The organism is Pedobacter jaeyakensis (assembly GCF_054461315.1).
In genome coordinates, this window is the sequence record NZ_CM136921.1 from 3,631,160 (window position 1) to 3,650,253 (window position 19,094).

Consider the following 19,094-nt stretch of genomic DNA (forward strand, 5'->3'; position numbering starts at 1 on the left):
TGGCTAAAATTTTATATCCATCACCGCAGCACGGGTTACAGCTTCCTGACCAAATCGTTTACGGATCCTATCCAATGCCTGCACCAAACTGTATTGTTCCTGGGATTCGCTGTACATGTCGATCTGTTCGAATCCACTCACCAGGTTGCTCAGGCGCACGCCAACGAGCCTGAGCAACATCCTGCGGTTGTACATCTTTTTAAAAAGTTCCTTCGCAGTAGCAATCAACACGGTATCCAGCGAAGTGTAGGGAATAGCCATCTGCTTGCTCTCCGTTTCAAAATTGGCATAACGGATGGTCACCGTTACACAGGCACATAGTTTCTGTTTTTCCCTAAGCTGAAATGCAATATCCATCACCTGGGCCACCAATAGGTTATTGATCATTTCGATATCTATGGAATCTGCATGAAAGGTGCATTGGGTGCCAATGGACTTCTGCTCTGAATATGGGATAACGGGACTGTTATCGATTCCCCTGGCTTTTTGAAGCAAGGAAATCCCGGATTTACCCAGCAGAAAACTCATCTGTTCGGGATGGATTTGCGATAGGGTGAAGATTTTTTTGATACCCATATCGCTCAGTTTGATGAACGTCTTCTCGCCCAGGCCTGGTATTTTGCGGATGGACAAGGGGTTTAAAAAAGGCTGCACTTCTGGCTGGGCAACATTCAGTTCTCCGTTGGGCTTGCATTCATTGGTAGCCATTTTAGAAACGGTCTTGTTGACCGACAATCCGAAAGAAATTGGCAAGCCAGTTTCTCTGGTCACCAGCGCCCGGAGCTCGTGTGCGAATTTATGTGTAGAATGGAAACGGTCCATCCCTGTCATATCGATATAATGCTCGTCAATACTTGCCTTTTCGATGAGCGGTACACGGTCTTTGAGGATTGCTGTGATTTCATGGGAGGCTTTGGAATATTCATCCATGCTGCCGCGAATAAATACCGCATGCGGACAAAGTTGTTTCGCCATACGGGAGGACATCGCAGCATGCACACCAAACTTACGCGCCTCATAACTGCAGGAAGTTACTACGCCCCGATCTGATGTTCCACCAATAATAACGGGCTTTCCGACCAAACTTGGGTCTTTCTTTACTTCTACAGAAACAAAGAAGGCATCCTGATCCATATGGATGATCTGTTTCTCTGCTGGCATGATGATAATTTAGGTTACAGCTACAAAGCTAGTTGAAAGCAATGCTAAAATCCAAATTATTTACTAATTAAATTAGTATAAACATAAACGTTTCAGGACTAAAAACTAAATTAGTTAGTTTTTAGTCCTATCATTTGCAGAACCGATCCACTTACAAAAGGGTATGAAAACCTATAGTCAAAAGTGATTATTTAAATAAAAGCTGAGAGAATCGGTACAAGCTACTTTTCCATATTTTGAAATCGTGCTGTCCTGGTTCTATAAAGTAAACATGAGGAACCCCTTTCTGCTCCAGGTAATCATGAGTTGCCTTACTGATGTTTAAAAGCCCGTCACTAGCTCCACAAGAGATCCAAAGTAGTTTTAAATCCTTTTTTAGCTGATCAGCATCGGGAATTAAAAGCTCCGGCTTTTTAGTGTTAGGTGCCGCAGAGAACGCACCAACCCAGGCAAACGTGTTCAGATTCCCTAACCCAAAGTTTAATGATTGTCCACCACCCATGGATAGCCCCGCAATAGCCCGGTTCTTTCTGTCCTTAAGTACCGGATATTTGCTTTCCACATATGGGATGAGGTCGCCCAGCAAATCTTGCTCAAAGGCAGCAAAAGCAGCTACCTTGTCTGCCGCCATGACATTTCCAATCGGCCGGTCGTCTTTCATAGCACGGCCATTTGGCATAACAACAATCATGGGCTGTACTTTCTTTAATGCATATAGGTTATCCAATATCACTTGCGGACTGCCGCCGCGAAGCCATTCCAGTTCATCTCCGCCAATACCATGCAGCAGGTATAACACCGGATATTTTTTTTGACTTGAATATCCTGGGGGCGTATAAACAAGTGCGCGACGGTTAACTCCTGTAATTTTAGAGGCATAAGTGATGGTATCAACCCTGCCATGGGCAATACCATCTTTTGGCATATCAAAGCTGGCCGGAAGCGCACCACTTTCCTGACCATATCCTGTTGCGGCACTCAAAAACAGCAGGATGCCAGTTGCAAAAATTTTAAAGGCTAATATCGTTTTCATAATTTCTTTTATGGGATGAATTGAATAGTACTCAGACTGATCTGACCGGCTTGTCCCGCCGGAAACTTAATAAATAGGTCATGCTGACCGCTTACTTTTTTTAACTTAGCACGAATGCTTTGCCATTTACCTACAGTAGATTGGAAAGGAATTTTGGCAATCAGCTTACCAGTCTGTAGATCATCCACCCAAAGCTCCAGCATACCAGAAAATTTGGAAGAAGCCAATAGCTGCACGGTTAATGGCGATTGCTGGCCAAACTCCACTCCTGATAACATTAACCAGCCTCCTTTTGAGCTGGTATTGGTAACAACTTTACCTTTATCGCCATTCATCGAAGTAACACCAAAATAGTTGCTATATCCAGCCAATGTCAAGGCCGAACTTCCATCCTTACAGATAAAGAAATCAAAATCTGCAGGTTTTCCTTCGGCAAAAAGACCAACACTCGTACCTACCCATGAGTTAAAATTGGGTTGCGCTTTATCCAATTCATCGGAACTGAGTGGAGCACCAAGGGACTTCCAGGTCTTCCCATCATTGCTGAAAAATCCGCTGAGCAGGTGTTCTTCCCTAACGAGTTTCAACCAAACCACCCCTCCAGAAGTGTTTTCCACGATTCGCATTCCATTTCCAACTTTAAAGTTGATCTTTCTGCCATCGTTAAAGCCTGAATAAAGTTTGGCAACTACTTGTCGGTTGCCGCTCGTTAAATAGATACCTGCACCGGCATCCTTACTATTGGCATCAAAATCTACTTTGGTGACCGCCGTGTAAAAATGATCCGTTTCTTTTTGTACCAGATGCGTAAGGCCAGTGTCTGGCGATAATCTCACCCAGCCTTTTCGTTGGCTCAGTGTATATTGGCCTGCTGCAGCCTTGTTTAAAAAATGCCAGCACAAGTCAAGTTGATCCGTGTCAAAATAATCTGTTTTTACGCTACGCCAGGAGATTCCGGACTTCGGCAAATTAGGTTTAATTATGGGCGCAGTAGTAGGTGCCATTCCCCATGGCCGGTCTCCTTCCCAAATAACCGGGTATAAGGCGGTCTGCCTGCCCATTCCCGACCAGTCGTTGTTATCGTATTTTTCGTAACTCTGCCCTATCGTCCACCAGGTCCCGTCTGATAACATGATTGGCGCCGCAATGTGATTTGGGCTACGAAATCCGACTTTAGCATCAGTGATGGGTTTGAAGAAATTTCCTAAGCGTTCCCATTTCGTAGAATCGCTAGTTAGGGCTGTAGCACGAAGCACATATTGTCCCCCTGAAACATCCCCTGCCGGAAAATAATAGTAATAACCGTTACGCTTGCACATAACCGGGCCCTCAGCCCAGCTGTACTGAAGCTTAGCATTTATCCAGTCGAGGTTAATGACCTGCCCGGTGAGTTGTCCGTCCTTTCCAAGTTCCTGCAAGCGGTTAACTTTTTGTCCGTTTTTTATAACCATATAGGGCTTACCATCATCATCAACAAAGATGGAATTGTCGTAACCCAAATTACCGGTTTGGGGATTGGACTTCACCTGAACAGGTTTGGACCACGGACCTTTAGGCGAATCTGCTTTACTGAACCATTGCCCTCCGGCAGAAAAATAGATCCAATATGATCCATAAAAATAAGTGATCGCCCCTTGCCATATACCTGCTGAAGGCTTATCGCTTACCCACCCGGCATTTTCCTTGGTTAGTACTCTGGAAATCAACTCCCAGTGGACTAAATCTTTGGAATGATAAATGGGCATATAAGGATTAAAGTGAAAAGTGGAACCACAGTGGTAAAAATCATCACCCACCTTAAGTAATGTGGGATCAGGATGATCACCCGGCAAAACAGGGTTTACATAAGTTCGAACGCTATTGTAAAAATCAGCGGAATCTGCAGTTTTTGATTGTCCATCACTTTGCCTGGAACTAAACAGGAATAAGAAGGCGAGTGCTGAAATTCGGAAAATAAAGCGAGTCATAGGTTATGGTTGTTTACTAGGGTTGTCAATTTTTGGAGAAAGCCTGAAGAAATCAAAATCAGTATAACCACCTGCCTGTTGCGTGGCATAGTTGAACAATGCAAAGCGATAGCCCATAAAATGCGGTAGGGTATATTCCATATGCAGGGTTGGGCCAATGGCCATCCAGTTGCTTCCATCTAAGCTGTAGTAGAATTTCGCTTCATCTGTTCTGTCTTGAAAATCAGCGTCTGCGCGTAGATATACCTGATTCTGAGAGACCGGTATCATAGTTGATTCTCCCCCAGAGCCAATAATTTCTGTGCAAATAAACTTAGCGCCATTGATCATCTTTACGCCAACCCAACCATATTTTTTCTGTAATAAACCCAGGCCAGCTATATCCCCATCTTTCATTCCCTTCACATCAAGCATAGTGATTGCTGAAGATTGGGGGCCAAACGTGCGCTGACTTAGCGTATTGCGGGCCTCAAGCAGATTGCCGGAGAGCTGACCGGTACTGAGCCTCAAAAATCCTGCACGCTTGCTGACCGACCACAACTGGTTATCCGGGTTATGGTTCCACTGCCAAACTAACGGAAGCTTTGCCGCACCGGGCTTTCTGGAAAATTCATCTGAAGCGACAATTCCCGGAATCGGCCCCCTGGACGCGGGGAGATCCAACTCATCGGGCACCTTATGGTCGACACCGATTACCGGCCAGTTGTCTTTCCAGTTCACCGGCACCAGATATGGGATGCGACCAACAGCGCCAAAATCGCGGAAAAGATAAGCATACCAGGAACCCTGAGTTGTTTGAATGAGACCACCCTGTGCCACGCCTTTATCTTGCAAAGCGATTTGACCTTCGTATGGACCTGTAAGCTGATCGGCACGGTGAACAAGCACGGTACGCATACCACCGCGTGGCCAGGAAATATTGAACAGGTAATATTTACCATTGACTTTAAAGAGCTGTGAGCCCTCGGCGGGCAGACCACCATTAGATCCAGATACAAGACTTGCATTTTCTATTAGGACATGAGGCTTTGCATCAGCTTGTATCCCAGATAGGTCCGACTTGAGTTCCACCATCATCAAACGACCACCACCATAAATCATATATACTTTACCGTCATCATCGAAGAAGAGCGAATGGTCGTGCAGTGCCGGACTGAACGAATTGGTTTTCCATGGGCCTTTCTCTATGCTTTTGGTGCTAAAAATGTAAGTTTTGCCTGTTGTGGAGGAAAATGTAGATACGTAGAACGTACCCTTATGGTAGCGCAGGCTGCTGGCCCAAGAGCCACTTCCATAAGCATTTTTTCCCGCTTTAAGATTGAGCGCATCCTCCTCGCCTAAACGATCGTAAGCATAACTCACCAGCTCCCAATTAACCAAATCCCTGGATTTCATGATTGGAAGGCCGGGGCTTAAATGCATGGTGGTGCTGCTCATATAATAGGTTTGCCCTACCCGGATTATGGAAATATCGGGAACGTCTGCATAAACAATTGGGTTATGCGCCTTTTGAGCCTTAACGAATTGAGGAAGAGCTATTACAGCAACTAGTAATAGGATGGTAGGCACGAAGAAACTCCTCACCCACTTGCTATCAGGATTCATATTGGTTATTTTTTGTCCGCACTAATGTAGCAAACAAATATTAATCGTCAAACAAACGTTTATTATTTAGAGCTTATTTGCGAACCAAAAAATTGTAAGTTCCGGAGCCCAGTTCGAATACTAATTTTCCATTTCTGCTACCCTTATAACTCAAACCTTTATGGTTGCCGATCTTTAGTCCACCCTCTGTAACCTTATTCAGGGAGCTTGCCGGCAACAACAAAGTTGCAGAAGCATTGGCTGGAATTTGAAAACGATAAGTAGTGAAGTTGGAGGCGACTTTCCATTCACTCACCACTTTACCATACATAGAATCATAAGATCCTTTAGCATAGGTCATTTCTCCTGTAGGATCAATAATCGGCTCCAGAACAATGTTTTTAAACCCGGCAGCACCGCGCTCTATACCGAGCGACTGATTGATCATCCATGCACCTACGGCTCCAAAAGAATAGTGATTGAAAGAATTCATGCTGTTATTGGTTCCAAAACCATCTTCCTTGGTGTAGGAATTTAGTCGCTCCCATATTGTTGTGGCTCCGTTTTTCACGGAATAAAGCCATGAGGGATATGAAGTTTGCTGCAGCAAACGATAAGCTTCTGCGGGGTAGCCATTATTGGATAAGGCTTTACTAACGGCTGCTGTTCCTATAAAGCCGGTCATTAGAGAATAAGCCGGTCTTACTTTGCTGTCTTCATCCATATTCTCCCGGGCAACAGCATCTGCCAGGTTCCTGGATGCTTTGGCTATATATTTTTGATCGATGATTCCAAAAGCTAAGGGAACTGCATAAGAGGCCTGGGTATCACTGAACCCTCCCGGCTGCGGAAGTTTCTCACTGGCGATGCGGTAACCCCAGGAAAACCGGTGTCCGCTATGGAGGGTTTTACCTGTTTCAGCGTCAATATGGGTATCGTTAAAATGCTTTTTACGGACCAGGTACTGTTTCCTGAAATCAGCCGAATCATCATTCATATGCAGGATATGCGCGACTTGAGCCATGATCTCCAGATCATAAGCATAGTAAGCATCCCATAAGATGGTATCGTCACTCTTATAATTCTCCGGGCTCAGCCAATCACCCAAAGGTCCCTCATCTATCATTCCTGTTTTGGGGTCTATTCTGGTTTTAAGAAACGCTAAGTATCGCTTCATAGCTCCGTAATGTTCCAGAAGTAATGCTTCATCTCCGTACTGCTGATAGGCTTCCCATGCGACAACAATTCCTGCACTGCCCCAAAGCACTCCACCGAATGCATCCGTTACCGGAGCCGTATCTGTAAAACGACCATTAAGGTATTGTAAATCTCGCATCGCAAGCATATGTCTTTTCAAAAAAACATTCACATCAGATAAATACGTGGCAGTTTTAGAAAACACACTGATGTCTCCACTCCAGCCCATCCGCTCATTACGGGCTGGCGTATCTGTAGGAATCAACAGAAAGTTTCCCATCATAGACCATATGATATTCTGCCACAACCTATTCACCAATGGATTTGATGTTTCATAGCCCGCGGTGATGTGATCTATGGAACTAAGCACCTTCACCGTGATTTGCGTTAAGGGCAAGACCTTTTTCAGACCCGTGATTTCGATATACCTAAAACCGTGAAATGTAAAACGAGGCTGCATCACATCACCAGCCCCTTTGCAATAATAGATGTCCCTCACCATTGCTGCGCGCATATTTTCCAGCATGACCATTCCCTTATTTGAGCTGTACTGTGGCAGATCAGGATATTTAATCTCCGCGTACCGAAACGTAATCTGGTCGCCCTTAGCTACATCATTAAGTTTGACCTCTGGGAACCCAACCATGTTTTGACCCATATCATAAACAAATACACCTGGTCTTACCTCTTGTACAGCAATGGGTTTTATTTCCTTAACTACTTTAGCAGTCACTCCAGGCATACCAACCAGCTGCAAGTTGGAGAAGTCGAGCCCAACCTGCTCCTGTTGGGTGCCTGAATTGGCTGCTGCAAACGCCGTTCCCTGCAATTCAACAACTTTTGCTTTTTCCCAATTTGTATCCCTAAACCCAGCTTTGTTCCAACCTTCAATACTTGCTTCTTTTGTTGCATCATACACCTCACCCTGAAAAAAACTTCCGTAAGAAATAGGTCCATCGTTATAGTATTTCCATTTACCGGGATCTGTAATTACCAGCTGTTCTGTCCCATCCTGATAGGTAATTACGAGTTTAGCCAAAAGTGACTGACGGTCTCCAAAGAAATTCCAGTGGTTTCCTGAATAGGTGATATTTCCACTCCACCAGCCTTCGCTTAGCAAGGCGCCCAGGGCATTTGCACCACCTTGAATAATGGATTTGGTTACATCGTAGGTTTGATACAGATGTGTTTTGTTGTACTGCGTGAGACCCGGATTAAAATAATCCTCGCCTACACGCTTTCCATTTAAGTACAGCTCATAAATTCCCCGCGCTGTAGCATAGATCCTGGCTTTTGTAATGGTTTTAGTTGAGGTAGAAAATTCGGTCCTGAGCATCGGACTGGAGTTACGTGTTGGGTCTGCAAGCACCTGTACAGATCTTTGCAGGGCGTCAATCGCGTATGATCCATTGCTAATTTGGAATTGCTGGCCAAGAGCTTTTGCAAAAATTCCGTGATATGGGTTATCATTCAAGTTTTCACTGAACAAGACATTAGATGGAAACCTGTTGTTGCTGACCGTAACATTTGAAAAATAAGCCTTTTGTCCCTTGTCCAAAGCAAAACCAATATCGCCAACAATTGGATATGCGGTGTAATCTCCACCCCAGCCTATTGGATTTATATTGATGCTTGAAGCATTACCATTACCATCAACGGGAATTCTATGTTTGGAATCCACTGCGTCCAACCAAAAATCAAATACCCCAAAAATAGAACTTGCGAAAATCTGGTGTTTATTATACTTGTTGTCCTGGTTAATCAAGCTCAACGGGATATCAATGATTCTAAAAGGCTTATCTTGCCGATCGTCTTTACTGTAGCCAACACGATAGATGTTCAATTTTGCCTTCCCACTCTCACTCCCGTTCAGGTTACTTATATCCAGTTCCAGCTTAACGTATAATGCATTTTTCGCACTAGAAAGGCCATTAGCATTCATATTTGGATCCATAAGCCGACTATCGTTTGCGCCAAAGACAAATGCGGCTTTAACAGCACCCGAACTTTGGTCCAATTGTATTCCGTAATTGAATTTAAATACTGTGAAATAGTGTGCATAGAAAACCAGATCCTCATCTCCCCCGCCAATCCAGTTTGCACCACTCCAGGCGGATAATTTTGGATCAGCATTCATCAGTCCGGTCTCAAACCACGAGTTTGCCATGGCAAGTTTGCCGTTCTGGTTCCAGACCTTTAATTTCCATGTGTAACGAGTTGCTGGGTTGAGTGCCAGCCCATTGTAACGGATACCTATTGAGGCATTACTACTGATTTTTTTAGAATCCCAGACAAGGCGACCGCCTTCATCTGTTACGCTAATCTGGTAGCCTGTTTGGATTTGAGATCTTAGATGAGGGGCAGCGCTCATTTGCCAGCTAAAGACCGGCTTGGTTACATCCATTCCCAACGGAGTGCTCTGGTAATCCGTCTTTAATTCCTTAACCTCGAATTGGGCATAGCTGAACAAACTAAAGCAGATCAAAAGACCTGTAATGAAGAATAATCTTGCTGAGAAAACACGCATTTGTAGTTGTAAATGATAGTTAGCCTTAGCAGCCATTGTTTGCTGCCTGAACGTAAATGTAATACAAATGACGCTATTTCGCACCAGTTTTAAACCGAACTCCAGAATCGAAGGCTTCCAAAATTTTAAGAGTTTTATATATTTGTTGTTTTATATTCATTCTACCAATTTAATTAAAGCTATGCGTACACATTCTAAAGAAACTCAAAGTAGTTTAAATCCCGAAACGGCTCTGCAGATACTGAAAGAGGGCAACGAAAGATTTGTGAATAACTTAAAAGCCAATAGAAACCTTCTACAACAGGTTAATGAAACTTCGGCCGGTCAATTTCCTTTCGCTACAATTTTAAGTTGTATTGACAGCCGAACTTCGGCAGAACTCATTTTTGATCAAGGGCTTGGCGATGTATTTAGTATACGTATTGCCGGAAATGTTTTGAATGAGGATATTTTGGGCAGCATGGAATTTGCGACAAAGGTAGTTGGAACCAAAATTATTGTGGTACTTGGGCACACCAAATGCGGAGCCATTGTTGGCGCTTGTAATCATGTAGAATTGGGAAACCTGACTACGCTGCTGAATAAGATACAGCCTGCAATTGTACATGAAAAAAGCGTTACAGAGAACAGGACTGGTACAAATGAGGAGTTTGTGAATAAGGTTACCGACATCCATGTTAATTTAACAATAGACAGGATTAGACGGGAAAGCCCTATAGTGGCCGAATTGGAACAACAGGGAAGCATAAAAATAATAGGTGGAAACTATGATGTGGAAACCGGCTTAGTGACTTTTTTTGATTAACGAACAAACGTTACATTGGGGAATTCAATAGTTGAAAGCGGTTTAAGCCGGGTTGGCGGTAAAAGAAAAACGGGGGAAAAAGTCTTTGAAAAGACCCAAACTCCCCCGTCTAAATTAACGCTCTCGGGACAAATGTAGATAATATTGATAATCGAATCCAAATACTAATTGCTAATTGTAAAGATTCTACTTAACCCAATTTATCATTAAAAATATTTGATAAAATGGGTTATTTAGATGTGTGCTTTAGAATCAGGCATTGTTTAGGCTTGATCCTCCTCGTCTACTTCAGCGTCCAGGTCTTCCTCCACATCTTCTTGGTCTGGCACCTCAACGTCTTCTTCGAGCAAAGAAACTTCTTCGTCAGCAAAACTTCCTTCCTCTTCCGCAAATTCAGCATCTTCCTGACCTTCGACCTTCTCATCTATAGGTGCGCGGCCAACCTGAAACTGTTCCGGGTTGATAATTTCTGGCTCTTCCATTTGGTTCTCTTGATTTTCCATGTTCATAATTTCTAATTAATAAATTAATAATAGTAGTTGCTAAACTTATAAGCAGCTCATCGTAATTATGTTTGCATTAAAACAATAACAAGTATAAATGCAGATTAGCCGGGTATTTCTTACCTGGAAAACATGATAGGCAGTTTAAACATTTCTGTCTTTGTGCTGTTGTAAAAGAAACTTAATAACATTACCCTTGGCACATTTAGAAGTAGAACGTAAACCAAAAAGGCCCAGTTGGCTATGGATATTAATAGTAGTGTTGCTTGTACTGCTTGCAGGAACGGTATTAAAACAATGCGTATTTAACGACACAACCCCAAGTACTGACCGGGCACCGGCAGATTCTGTGGTAAATTCACAATAAATCATGATGGGAAAAGATAAATATACACGCTTGCAGCCACTATCTGAAAGCGACTTTCAAATAGCGGAGGGCCAACCCAACCTGATTGGCTGGGAAGTTAAAAACGAACAAGGTACATTTATAGGTGAAGTAGCAGAATTGCTTTTCGATCCGGAAACGAATGCGGTGCGCTACTTAATTGTAGACCTGACCGACAACGGTATGAACCTGGATGATAAAAAAGTGATGATTCCGCTTGGTATAGCGCACTTACACGACAGTGACGACGAGGTTACACTGCCAGGTTTGCATGTGGATCAGTACCAGTTACTGCCGGAATATGGCGATGAGGAACTAAGTCAGGAATTGGAAATCCGCATTCGATCTATTATCGGGAGTCCAGCCGCATTGCGACTAGAGGATACCATTGAAGAGCTAGATGAACAGAAATTTTATGACCATCATCACTTTGACAGGGGTCGATTCTATCAACGTGGTGGTCCAAATCATACTGCTGGCATTGATCCTGCACAAAGAACTGAACAGCGGGAGGTGATACACGAACTGGTCAGAAGATCAAGACACGAAAAGGCATCCGACGATCAGCTTGAAGATTTTCCTGGCCATAGTTAATCTGATTTTTTATCTAAGTTCCCTTGCCTTTTTCAGTACAGTCAGCCTGAAGTAACTCACATATTTGCCGCTCCAAGGTGCTACTAACCTGAAAAATCTGTAGTTTTGTGACCTTAGAAATTTTATATTCTAGACGACAACAGATCTCTAACAGAACAACAAGGACGGATTTTGGATTATTTAGCAGGTTTAAACCCCCAACAACGCGCAGCAGTAGAAAACACACAGGGACCATCAATGATAGTTGCTGGTGCCGGTTCTGGTAAAACTCGTGTAATTACTTATAGGGTTGCTCATTTAATTGAAAAAGGGATAGATCCTTTTAATATACTGGTACTTACTTTTACCAATAAGGCCTCAAAAGACATGCGCGAGCGTATCATGAAGGTGGTTGGGGCAGAAGCAAAAAACATCTGGATGGGCACCTTCCACTCGGTTTTCGCCAAAATACTACGTGTTGAAGCTGAGAAGATTGGTTACCCGTCTAATTTTACGATATACGATACAGATGACAGCAAAAGTTTGCTGCGGTCTATTTTAAGAGAAATGCAACTGGACGATAAGTTATATAATGCCAATTTCGTCTACAACAGGATTTCGTCGGCCAAAAACAACCTGATCTCCTACTCTGAATATCTGGAAAGTGCCGAAATACAATCTGAGGACATCAGCAACAAGCGGCCATTGCTTGGTTCCATCTACGAAACATATACCAAAAGGTGCTTTAAAGCCGGGGCAATGGACTTTGACGATTTACTCTTCAAAACCAATGTGCTGCTTAAAACGCATCCGGATGTACTTAATAAATACCAGCAAAAGTTTAAATACCTGATGGTGGATGAATATCAGGATACTAACTTTTCGCAATATACCATTGTTAAGAAGCTGGCCGCAGCCTACCAAAACATTTGCGTGGTAGGTGATGATGCACAAAGTATCTATGCTTTTAGAGGAGCAAACATTCAGAATATCTTAAATTTTGAACGCGATTACCCTGATTTGCAAGTATATAAGCTGGAGCAAAATTATCGTTCTACTCAAAATATAGTTGAGGTTGCCAATAGCATTATCGCCAATAACAAAAACCAATTGGAGAAAAACGTATTTTCTGACAATGAGGTGGGCGACAGGATAAAAGTCCAACGTGCTTTTACGGATAATGAAGAAGGTAAACTAGTAGCTGAAGCGATCGTACAGGAGCGCACTTCTAAAGGATATAACTACAACGACTTCGCAATTTTGTACCGTACCAACGCGCAGTCCAGAGCTATGGAGGAAGCTTTACGGAAGCTGAATGTGCCTTATAAAATATATGGTGGCTTGTCTTTCTATCAGCGTAAAGAGATTAAAGACTTGATCGCCTATTTCCGGTTAACTTTTAACCCGGCAGATGAAGAGGCCATAAAAAGGGTGATCAACTATCCGCGCAGGGGCCTCGGTGATACTACTGTTGAAAAGATCATTGTTGCTGCCGATAAGCACAACATCACCATGTGGGAAGTAATTTGTGCCCCTCAGCAATACATTGAAGGCAGAATTGCCAATCAGCTGAATGATTTTTCTATGTTGATCAGAAGCTTTGCTGCTGAATCTAAAAAACTGGACGCCTACGAAACCGCCCTTTATATTGCACAACATTCTGGAATATTAAAGGAACTGCATACTGACGACAGTATTGAAGGCCGTAGCAGGTATGAAAACATACAGGAACTGTTAAATGGTATTAAAGAATTTGCGGAACGCGAGGATATTGAAGACCGTAGTTTGGCTATTTTTATGCAGGATATTGCCTTGTTGACCAACGATGACAGGCAGGATGATAAGGACAGGGATACTGTCTCATTGATGACCATACATTCGGCCAAGGGACTGGAATTTAAAAATGTATTTATAGTAGGTTTGGAAGAAAATCTCTTCCCTTCGCAGATGAGTTTAAACTCAAGAACTGATCTGGAAGAGGAAAGGAGGCTATTTTATGTAGCAATAACACGGGCAGAAAAAAAGTTGACCATCACCTATGCAACATCCAGATACCGCTGGGGTACCCTAACCAACTGCGAACCCAGCAGATTTATTAACGAAATTAATGCCCGCTACCTGGAGCTGGAAATAGTAAAACCTGCCAAGAGTGTACTGGGCGACAATAGTTTTGACACGGAACGAAGGAGCTGGACCCAACAGCGTGAAACGCCTGCGCCTGCAGCAGCACGCACACCGGTACAGCGACCTAAAACAACGTCTATTTTACCTAAGGCCCACGTGCCTACGCCTGGTTTTACTGCCGATGCGGCCAATGCCTTTCAAAATGGTATGGATGTTGAACATGAAAAGTTTGGCTTCGGTAAAATTGTAAACCTGGAAGGTGCGCTTCCTGATGTGAAAGCAACTGTATTTTTCCAGGGTTTAGGCAACAAGCAGTTGTTATTAAAATTTGCTAAATTGCGAATTGTTAGATAAAAGATAAACGAGTACATTCATAGAAATAATTGTAGATGAATTTTGAATATAATACCACAAGAAACGACCTGATTCTTGCCGAATACGGACGTAATGTACAGAACATGGTGAAGTACATTATTGAATTACCGGATCTTGAAGAACGTAATAAATATGCACAAGCTGTAATTGACCTAATGGGTTTCTTAAACCCTCATTTAAGGGACGTTGCAGATTTTAAACATAAACTTTGGGATCACCTTCACATCATTTCCGGGTATAAAATTGAAGTGGACTCTCCCTATCCAAAACCTACTCCTGAAGCTGCCGCTATTAGGCCGCAACATATTGGTTACCCGCAACAACGCATCAAGTACAAGCATTACGGCAAAACTGTAGAAGTAATGATTGAGAAAGCCAAAGCGGTAGACGAGCCTGAGCGCAGGGCTGCAATGGTACAGGGTATAGCCAATTTCATGAAAATGGCTTATGTTACCTGGAATAAAGACACTGTAGCTGATGAAACCATCATTAAAAATTTGCGTGAGCTTTCCAATGGAGAGCTGGTATTGGATGAGAATGTCAATTTAGCCAAGGTTGAGTTTAAACCAGCGGCAATTAGACCGGAAAAAAGCAACCGCGGAAGGAACAACGGCGGAAAAGGTCGCCAGAACAACAGTAATAATCGCCCACAGCAGCGCAACAATAACCCAAAGCAAAGGCACTAATTTTACCAATTTAATAACCAGATACTTATTTATCATATGAATGCATTTGAAATAATTGGTGGAAAGAAGCTAAAAGGAGAAATTCATCCCCAGGGGGCAAAGAATGAGGCCTTGCAGATTATAGCCGCTGTTTTATTAACAGACCAGAAAATCACCATCAGTAACATTCCTGACATTAAGGATGTTAACAAACTGATTGAGCTATTGGGCGATATGGGTGTGCATATAGAACGCCTTTCAAAAGACACTTATACCTTCGAAGCTAAAAACATAGATCTTAAATTCTTCTTATCTGATGCTTTTAAAGCCAAAGGGGGCGGACTAAGGGGTTCAATTATGATTGTCGGCCCGTTATTGGGTCGTTTTGGTACTGCCGCGATCCCTAAACCGGGTGGGGATAAGATTGGAAGGAGAAGATTAGACACACATTTTATCGGCTTTGAAAAGCTGGGTGCCAAGTTTGTGTACGACAATAAAAAAGAGTTTTTTAATGTAGATGCCACCAACTTAAAAGGTGCATATATCTTAATGGATGAAGCCTCGGTAACGGGTACAGCTAATATAGTTATGGCAGCCGTTCTTGCCAAAGGGACTACTACCATTTACAATGCAGCTTGCGAGCCTTACTTACAGCAATTGTGTAAAATGCTGAACAGAATGGGTGCTAAAATTACCGGAGTAGGTTCTAATTTATTACATATTGAAGGGGTGGAAAAATTAGGTGGCACCGAACACCGCATGCTGCCTGATATGATTGAAATTGGTTCTTTCATCGGCCTTGCCGCAATGACAGAATCTGAAATCACCATCAAAAATGTTTGCTATTCTGAACTTGGAGTGATTCCCGATGTATTCAGAAAGCTAGGTATTAAATTTGAGCTGAAAGGTGACGACATTTATATCCCTTCGCAAAAGCATTATGTAATTGAATCATTTATAGATGGCTCTATGTTAACCATTGCAGATTCTCCATGGCCAGGCTTTACTCCGGATTTGTTAAGTATTGTTTTAGTTGTAGCCACACAGGCGAAGGGTAATGTATTGATTCACCAAAAAATGTTTGAGAGCAGGTTATTTTTTGTAGACAAGCTAATTGACATGGGTGCTCAGATTATCCTTTGTGATCCGCATAGGGCTACGGTAAATGGAATTGATAAGCAGTACAAACTTAGGGGAATTAGCATGACCTCTCCTGATATTCGTGCCGGGGTATCTCTTTTGATTGCGGCTTTATCTGCCGAAGGTAAATCTACTATATTTAATATAGAGCAGATTGAGAGGGGTTATCAGGATATAGACATCAGACTTAGGGCATTAGGAGCCCAGATTAAACGGGTTGAAGCCTCTGCTCCCAGCCATTAATCCAGTTATTATCAATAAAAAAATCCCGGCACTTGCCGGGATTTTTTAGTTAGCCCATATTTTATGCTGATATGGCATTGATGATGTCATATTGTGTGATGATCGCTATTTTTCCATGCTCATCCTCCACAAGTACCGCGCTGTTTTCTTTATTTATTAAGCTCGAAATCCTGTCTATCGATGTATTCAAATCTACAAATGGGAAAGTGGCCGACATAATTTCCTGAACTTTTGCGGACTTCAAGGAAGGATTTTCCATTAGTGCTTTAAGGATATCACTTTCCGCAAGTTTACCTACAACCATTTCTTTTTGAGTAACAGGTATTTGTGAAATGTTAAGCATATGCATGGTATTAATGGCTTCTAAAAGCGTCTTTTCGCAATCTATGGTTACAATTTCAGTTTTGTCTTTCTTCGCGATAATGGTTTTAGCAGTAAGTTTCTCATCCTTTAGGAAACCGCGCTCCCTTAGCCAATCTTCGTTGTACATCTTGCCCATGTAACGGCTGCCATGGTCATGAAATATGACGACAACCACGTCCTCTGGTTTCAACTTGTCTTTTAGCTGCAGTAACCCCGCGATTGCGGAGCCGGCTGAGTTGCCCACAAAAATTCCTTCTTTACGGGCAATATCCCTGGTCATCAGGGCCGCATCCTTATCGGTAACTTTCTCAAACAGGTCTATAATATCGAAGTCGACGTTTTTTGGAAGGAAGTCTTCGCCAATGCCCTCTGTGATGTAAGGATAGATTTCGTTCTTATCGAGTATGCCGGTTTCTTTGTATTTCTTGAAAACTGAGCCGTAGGTATCAATCCCCCAAACTTTAATATTTGGATTTTGCTCTTTCAGGTATTTTCCAGTACCGGAAATAGTACCACCAGTACCTACTCCTACTACCAAATGGGTTATTTTTCCTTCAGTTTGCGCCCAGATTTCGGGACCTGTTTGCTCGTAGTGTGCCTGAGAATTGGCTAAATTATCATATTGATTAGGTTTCCAGGAGTTTGGTACTTCCCGTTCTAATCTTGATGATACGGAATAGTAAGAACGCGGATCCTCAGGCTCCACATTAGTGGGGCAAACAATCACTTCTGCACCAAAGGCACGAAGCGCGTCAACTTTCTCTTTGGATTGCTTATCGGTAGTCGTGAAAATACATTTGTAGCCCTTTACAATTGCCGCCATTGCCAATCCCATTCCTGTATTTCCAGATGTTCCCTCTATGATAGTTCCCCCTGGTTTTAACTTCCCGGACCGTTCTGCATCTTCAATCATTTTTATTGCCATCCGGTCTTTTATCGAATTGCCCGGATTTGTAGTTTCAATCTTCGCCAGCACTGTTGCTGATATTTCCTTGGTAATGGTATTAAGTCTTACCAAGGGCGTATTGCCGATTGTTTCTAAAATATTATTGTACCACATGATGCAAAAATAGGTAATACGAATCACTATTTTATTTTCAATAACATAATCAAAATATAATATTAAATCACCTCCTTTTGACAAATATTATTTTATTCTACTGGATTTATAGACTATAAAACAGATATATATAACGGTAAGGTTAGAACTATATTAATTGAGCTTGTAGACTTTGCCTGGCAACGATACGAGAATGCCTTGCATTTCCAGATTGAGGAGGTGCATAGCGAGTTTACTTTGGGGCATGGCAGTTTTAATAGCAAGCTCATCTATGCGGGCGGATGAAAGCTTCAATAAATCTATAATATGGTGTTCTTCTTCGCTAAGTCCGATTGGCAATTGAATTTGAGCAGTACTTGTATTGCCTTTATGATCTGTAGTATCCCATCCCAGGTAATAAACAAGGTCCTTAGCGTGATTGATTAGCGCCGCCCTGTTGGTTTTAATCAGGAAATTACAACCCTCAGAGAATTCGTCGGTCGTTCTACCCGGAAATGCATATACATCGCGATTGTAAGAATTTGCGATGTCTGCAGTAATCAGTGCGCCGCCTTTTAGCGTAGCTTCGACTACAATTGTGGCATCTGCGAGACCTGCAATAATCCGGTTTCTTTTCGGAAAATTCTCTCTGTCTGGATTGGTAGATAACGGAAACTCGGTAATTAATCCTCCGTTCAACACCATTTTTTTAGCAACGTTTTGGTGCAATTGCGGATAAATTCGATCCAGACCGTGCGCCAAAACCCCTGCAGTGGGAATGTTGAAATTTAAGCTCTCTTTATGAGCAGCGATGTCAATGCCATAGGCTAGTCCGCTAATAATCAAAACATCATGCGCTGAGAGCACCTCAGCGAGCTGCTGACATAAATACCTGCCATAGCTGGTTGCCTTTCTTGTACCCACTACACTGACGATCCTATGGTGGTTTAAATCAGCATTACCCTTGTAATAAAGTAAAATTGGAGCATCTGCACATTCCATCAACCTTCTTGGATAATTATTCTCTCCAAAAAAGAGTACGGCTATATCATGCTTGCTGGAGAAGTTCAACTGCTCCTCGGCTAGTCGGAGCGCATCGCTATTTAAGATTTCTGTGGCGGTGACCTCTCCTATTCCCGGGACTTCTAGTAATTGCTTTCGGTTTGCTTTAAAAACTTCTTCTGCCGAACCAAAATGTCCCAATAGATTTTTAGCCGTAACGTGACCTACGGAATTAATAAGTGTTAAAGCTACTTTGTGGATTATACTCATGGTACAAACCTCTGTTTCCTGAATTTAAAAAGCCAAGAAATTAATTTTATTACCCTGACATTCAATACAATAAAATAAAACTATTAAAATAGTTAGCAAACTATAAAAATAGTAGTAACTTTAATTAACGTTATTAAA

At 42.5% G+C, this 19,094-nt stretch carries 13 protein-coding genes; 5 read left to right on the forward strand and 8 right to left on the reverse strand.

The genetic code is table 11. From position 1 onward, the window contains the following. Nucleotides 1–3: 3 nt before the first annotated feature. The 5 genes from dinB to ACXZ1K_RS16225 all read right to left on the reverse strand — a co-directional run bounded on the left by dinB (nt 4) and on the right by ACXZ1K_RS16225 (nt 9,505). A complete protein-coding gene (gene dinB, locus ACXZ1K_RS16205; RefSeq protein ID WP_458970722.1) occupies nt 4–1,161 on the reverse strand; it encodes a DNA polymerase IV in 1,158 nt (385 codons plus the stop codon). A 187-nt stretch (nt 1,162–1,348) separates the two neighbouring features. After that, the gene (locus ACXZ1K_RS16210; RefSeq protein WP_458970723.1) at nt 1,349–2,194 is read right to left on the reverse strand and encodes an alpha/beta hydrolase; all 846 of its coding nucleotides are present in this window, start codon (nt 2,192–2,194) and stop codon (nt 1,349–1,351) included. A gap of 8 nt (nt 2,195–2,202) precedes the next feature. Next, complete coding sequence (locus ACXZ1K_RS16215) at nt 2,203–4,161, reverse strand: family 43 glycosylhydrolase (protein ID WP_458970724.1); 1,959 nt, start codon at nt 4,159–4,161, stop codon at nt 2,203–2,205. A 3-nt stretch (nt 4,162–4,164) separates the two neighbouring features. Further along, a complete protein-coding gene (locus ACXZ1K_RS16220) occupies nt 4,165–5,766 on the reverse strand; it encodes a glycoside hydrolase family 43 protein (protein ID WP_458970725.1) in 1,602 nt (533 codons plus the stop codon). Nucleotides 5,767–5,839: 73 nt separating this feature from the next. After that, on the reverse strand, nt 5,840–9,505 hold the full coding sequence (locus ACXZ1K_RS16225) for a family 78 glycoside hydrolase catalytic domain (RefSeq protein WP_458970726.1): 3,666 nt from the start codon (nt 9,503–9,505) through the stop codon (nt 5,840–5,842). Between the two features lie 145 nt (nt 9,506–9,650). On the opposite strand from ACXZ1K_RS16225, the gene ACXZ1K_RS16230 reads away from it, so the two are divergent. Continuing rightward, nucleotides 9,651–10,274: a carbonic anhydrase family protein gene (locus ACXZ1K_RS16230; RefSeq protein WP_458970727.1), complete on the forward strand. Its 624-nt coding sequence runs from the start codon at nt 9,651–9,653 to the stop codon at nt 10,272–10,274. 263 nt (nt 10,275–10,537) lie between these two features. On the opposite strand, the gene ACXZ1K_RS16235 is transcribed toward ACXZ1K_RS16230, so the two are convergent. After that, the gene (locus tag ACXZ1K_RS16235; protein ID WP_458970728.1) at nt 10,538–10,777 is read right to left on the reverse strand and encodes a hypothetical protein; all 240 of its coding nucleotides are present in this window, start codon (nt 10,775–10,777) and stop codon (nt 10,538–10,540) included. Between the two features lie 370 nt (nt 10,778–11,147). Between ACXZ1K_RS16235 and ACXZ1K_RS16240 the strand changes: the two genes are divergently transcribed. The 4 genes from ACXZ1K_RS16240 to murA all read left to right on the forward strand — a co-directional run bounded on the left by ACXZ1K_RS16240 (nt 11,148) and on the right by murA (nt 16,282). Continuing rightward, a complete protein-coding gene (locus ACXZ1K_RS16240; RefSeq protein ID WP_458970729.1) occupies nt 11,148–11,756 on the forward strand; it encodes a PRC-barrel domain-containing protein in 609 nt (202 codons plus the stop codon). A gap of 171 nt (nt 11,757–11,927) precedes the next feature. After that, nucleotides 11,928–14,213: an ATP-dependent helicase gene (locus ACXZ1K_RS16245; protein WP_458970730.1), complete on the forward strand. Its 2,286-nt coding sequence runs from the start codon at nt 11,928–11,930 to the stop codon at nt 14,211–14,213. Between the two features lie 35 nt (nt 14,214–14,248). Beyond that, entirely contained in the window at nt 14,249–14,920 is a 672-nt protein-coding gene (locus ACXZ1K_RS16250) for a DUF4290 domain-containing protein (protein ID WP_458970731.1), read from the forward strand. 36 nt (nt 14,921–14,956) lie between these two features. Further along, nucleotides 14,957–16,282 carry a UDP-N-acetylglucosamine 1-carboxyvinyltransferase gene (murA, locus tag ACXZ1K_RS16255; RefSeq protein ID WP_458970732.1) on the forward strand — a complete coding sequence of 442 codons (1,326 nt, stop codon included), beginning with the start codon at nt 14,957–14,959 and terminating at the stop codon, nt 16,280–16,282. Between the two features lie 61 nt (nt 16,283–16,343). Here the strand turns inward: murA and ACXZ1K_RS16260 are convergent, their stop codons facing one another. Both ACXZ1K_RS16260 and dprA read right to left on the reverse strand, forming a co-directional pair. Continuing rightward, nucleotides 16,344–17,705 (reverse strand): pyridoxal-phosphate dependent enzyme, encoded by a 1,362-nt coding sequence (locus ACXZ1K_RS16260; protein WP_458970733.1) that lies wholly within the window; start codon nt 17,703–17,705, stop codon nt 16,344–16,346. A gap of 153 nt (nt 17,706–17,858) precedes the next feature. After that, nucleotides 17,859–18,956: a DNA-processing protein DprA gene (gene dprA, locus ACXZ1K_RS16265; RefSeq protein WP_458970734.1), complete on the reverse strand. Its 1,098-nt coding sequence runs from the start codon at nt 18,954–18,956 to the stop codon at nt 17,859–17,861. Nucleotides 18,957–19,094 lie beyond the last annotated feature (138 nt).

Bases quoted from the DNA above. Each gene is read 5' to 3' on its own strand.
- ACXZ1K_RS16260 (WP_458970733.1), bottom strand. From the start codon at position 17,705: ATGTGGTACAATAATATTTTAGAAACAATCGGCAATACGCCCTTGGTA.
- murA (WP_458970732.1), top strand. From the start codon at position 14,957: ATGAATGCATTTGAAATAATTGGTGGAAAGAAGCTAAAAGGAGAAATT.
- dinB (WP_458970722.1), bottom strand. From the start codon at position 1,161: ATGCCAGCAGAGAAACAGATCATCCATATGGATCAGGATGCCTTCTTT.
- ACXZ1K_RS16240 (WP_458970729.1), top strand. From the start codon at position 11,148: ATGATGGGAAAAGATAAATATACACGCTTGCAGCCACTATCTGAAAGC.
- ACXZ1K_RS16235 (WP_458970728.1), bottom strand. From the start codon at position 10,777: ATGGAAAATCAAGAGAACCAAATGGAAGAGCCAGAAATTATCAACCCG.
- dprA (WP_458970734.1), bottom strand. From the start codon at position 18,956: ATGAGTATAATCCACAAAGTAGCTTTAACACTTATTAATTCCGTAGGT.
- ACXZ1K_RS16210 (WP_458970723.1), bottom strand. From the start codon at position 2,194: ATGAAAACGATATTAGCCTTTAAAATTTTTGCAACTGGCATCCTGCTG.
- ACXZ1K_RS16250 (WP_458970731.1), top strand. From the start codon at position 14,249: ATGAATTTTGAATATAATACCACAAGAAACGACCTGATTCTTGCCGAA.
- ACXZ1K_RS16225 (WP_458970726.1), bottom strand. From the start codon at position 9,505: ATGGCTGCTAAGGCTAACTATCATTTACAACTACAAATGCGTGTTTTC.
- ACXZ1K_RS16220 (WP_458970725.1), bottom strand. From the start codon at position 5,766: ATGAATCCTGATAGCAAGTGGGTGAGGAGTTTCTTCGTGCCTACCATC.
- ACXZ1K_RS16230 (WP_458970727.1), top strand. From the start codon at position 9,651: ATGCGTACACATTCTAAAGAAACTCAAAGTAGTTTAAATCCCGAAACG.
- ACXZ1K_RS16215 (WP_458970724.1), bottom strand. From the start codon at position 4,161: ATGACTCGCTTTATTTTCCGAATTTCAGCACTCGCCTTCTTATTCCTG.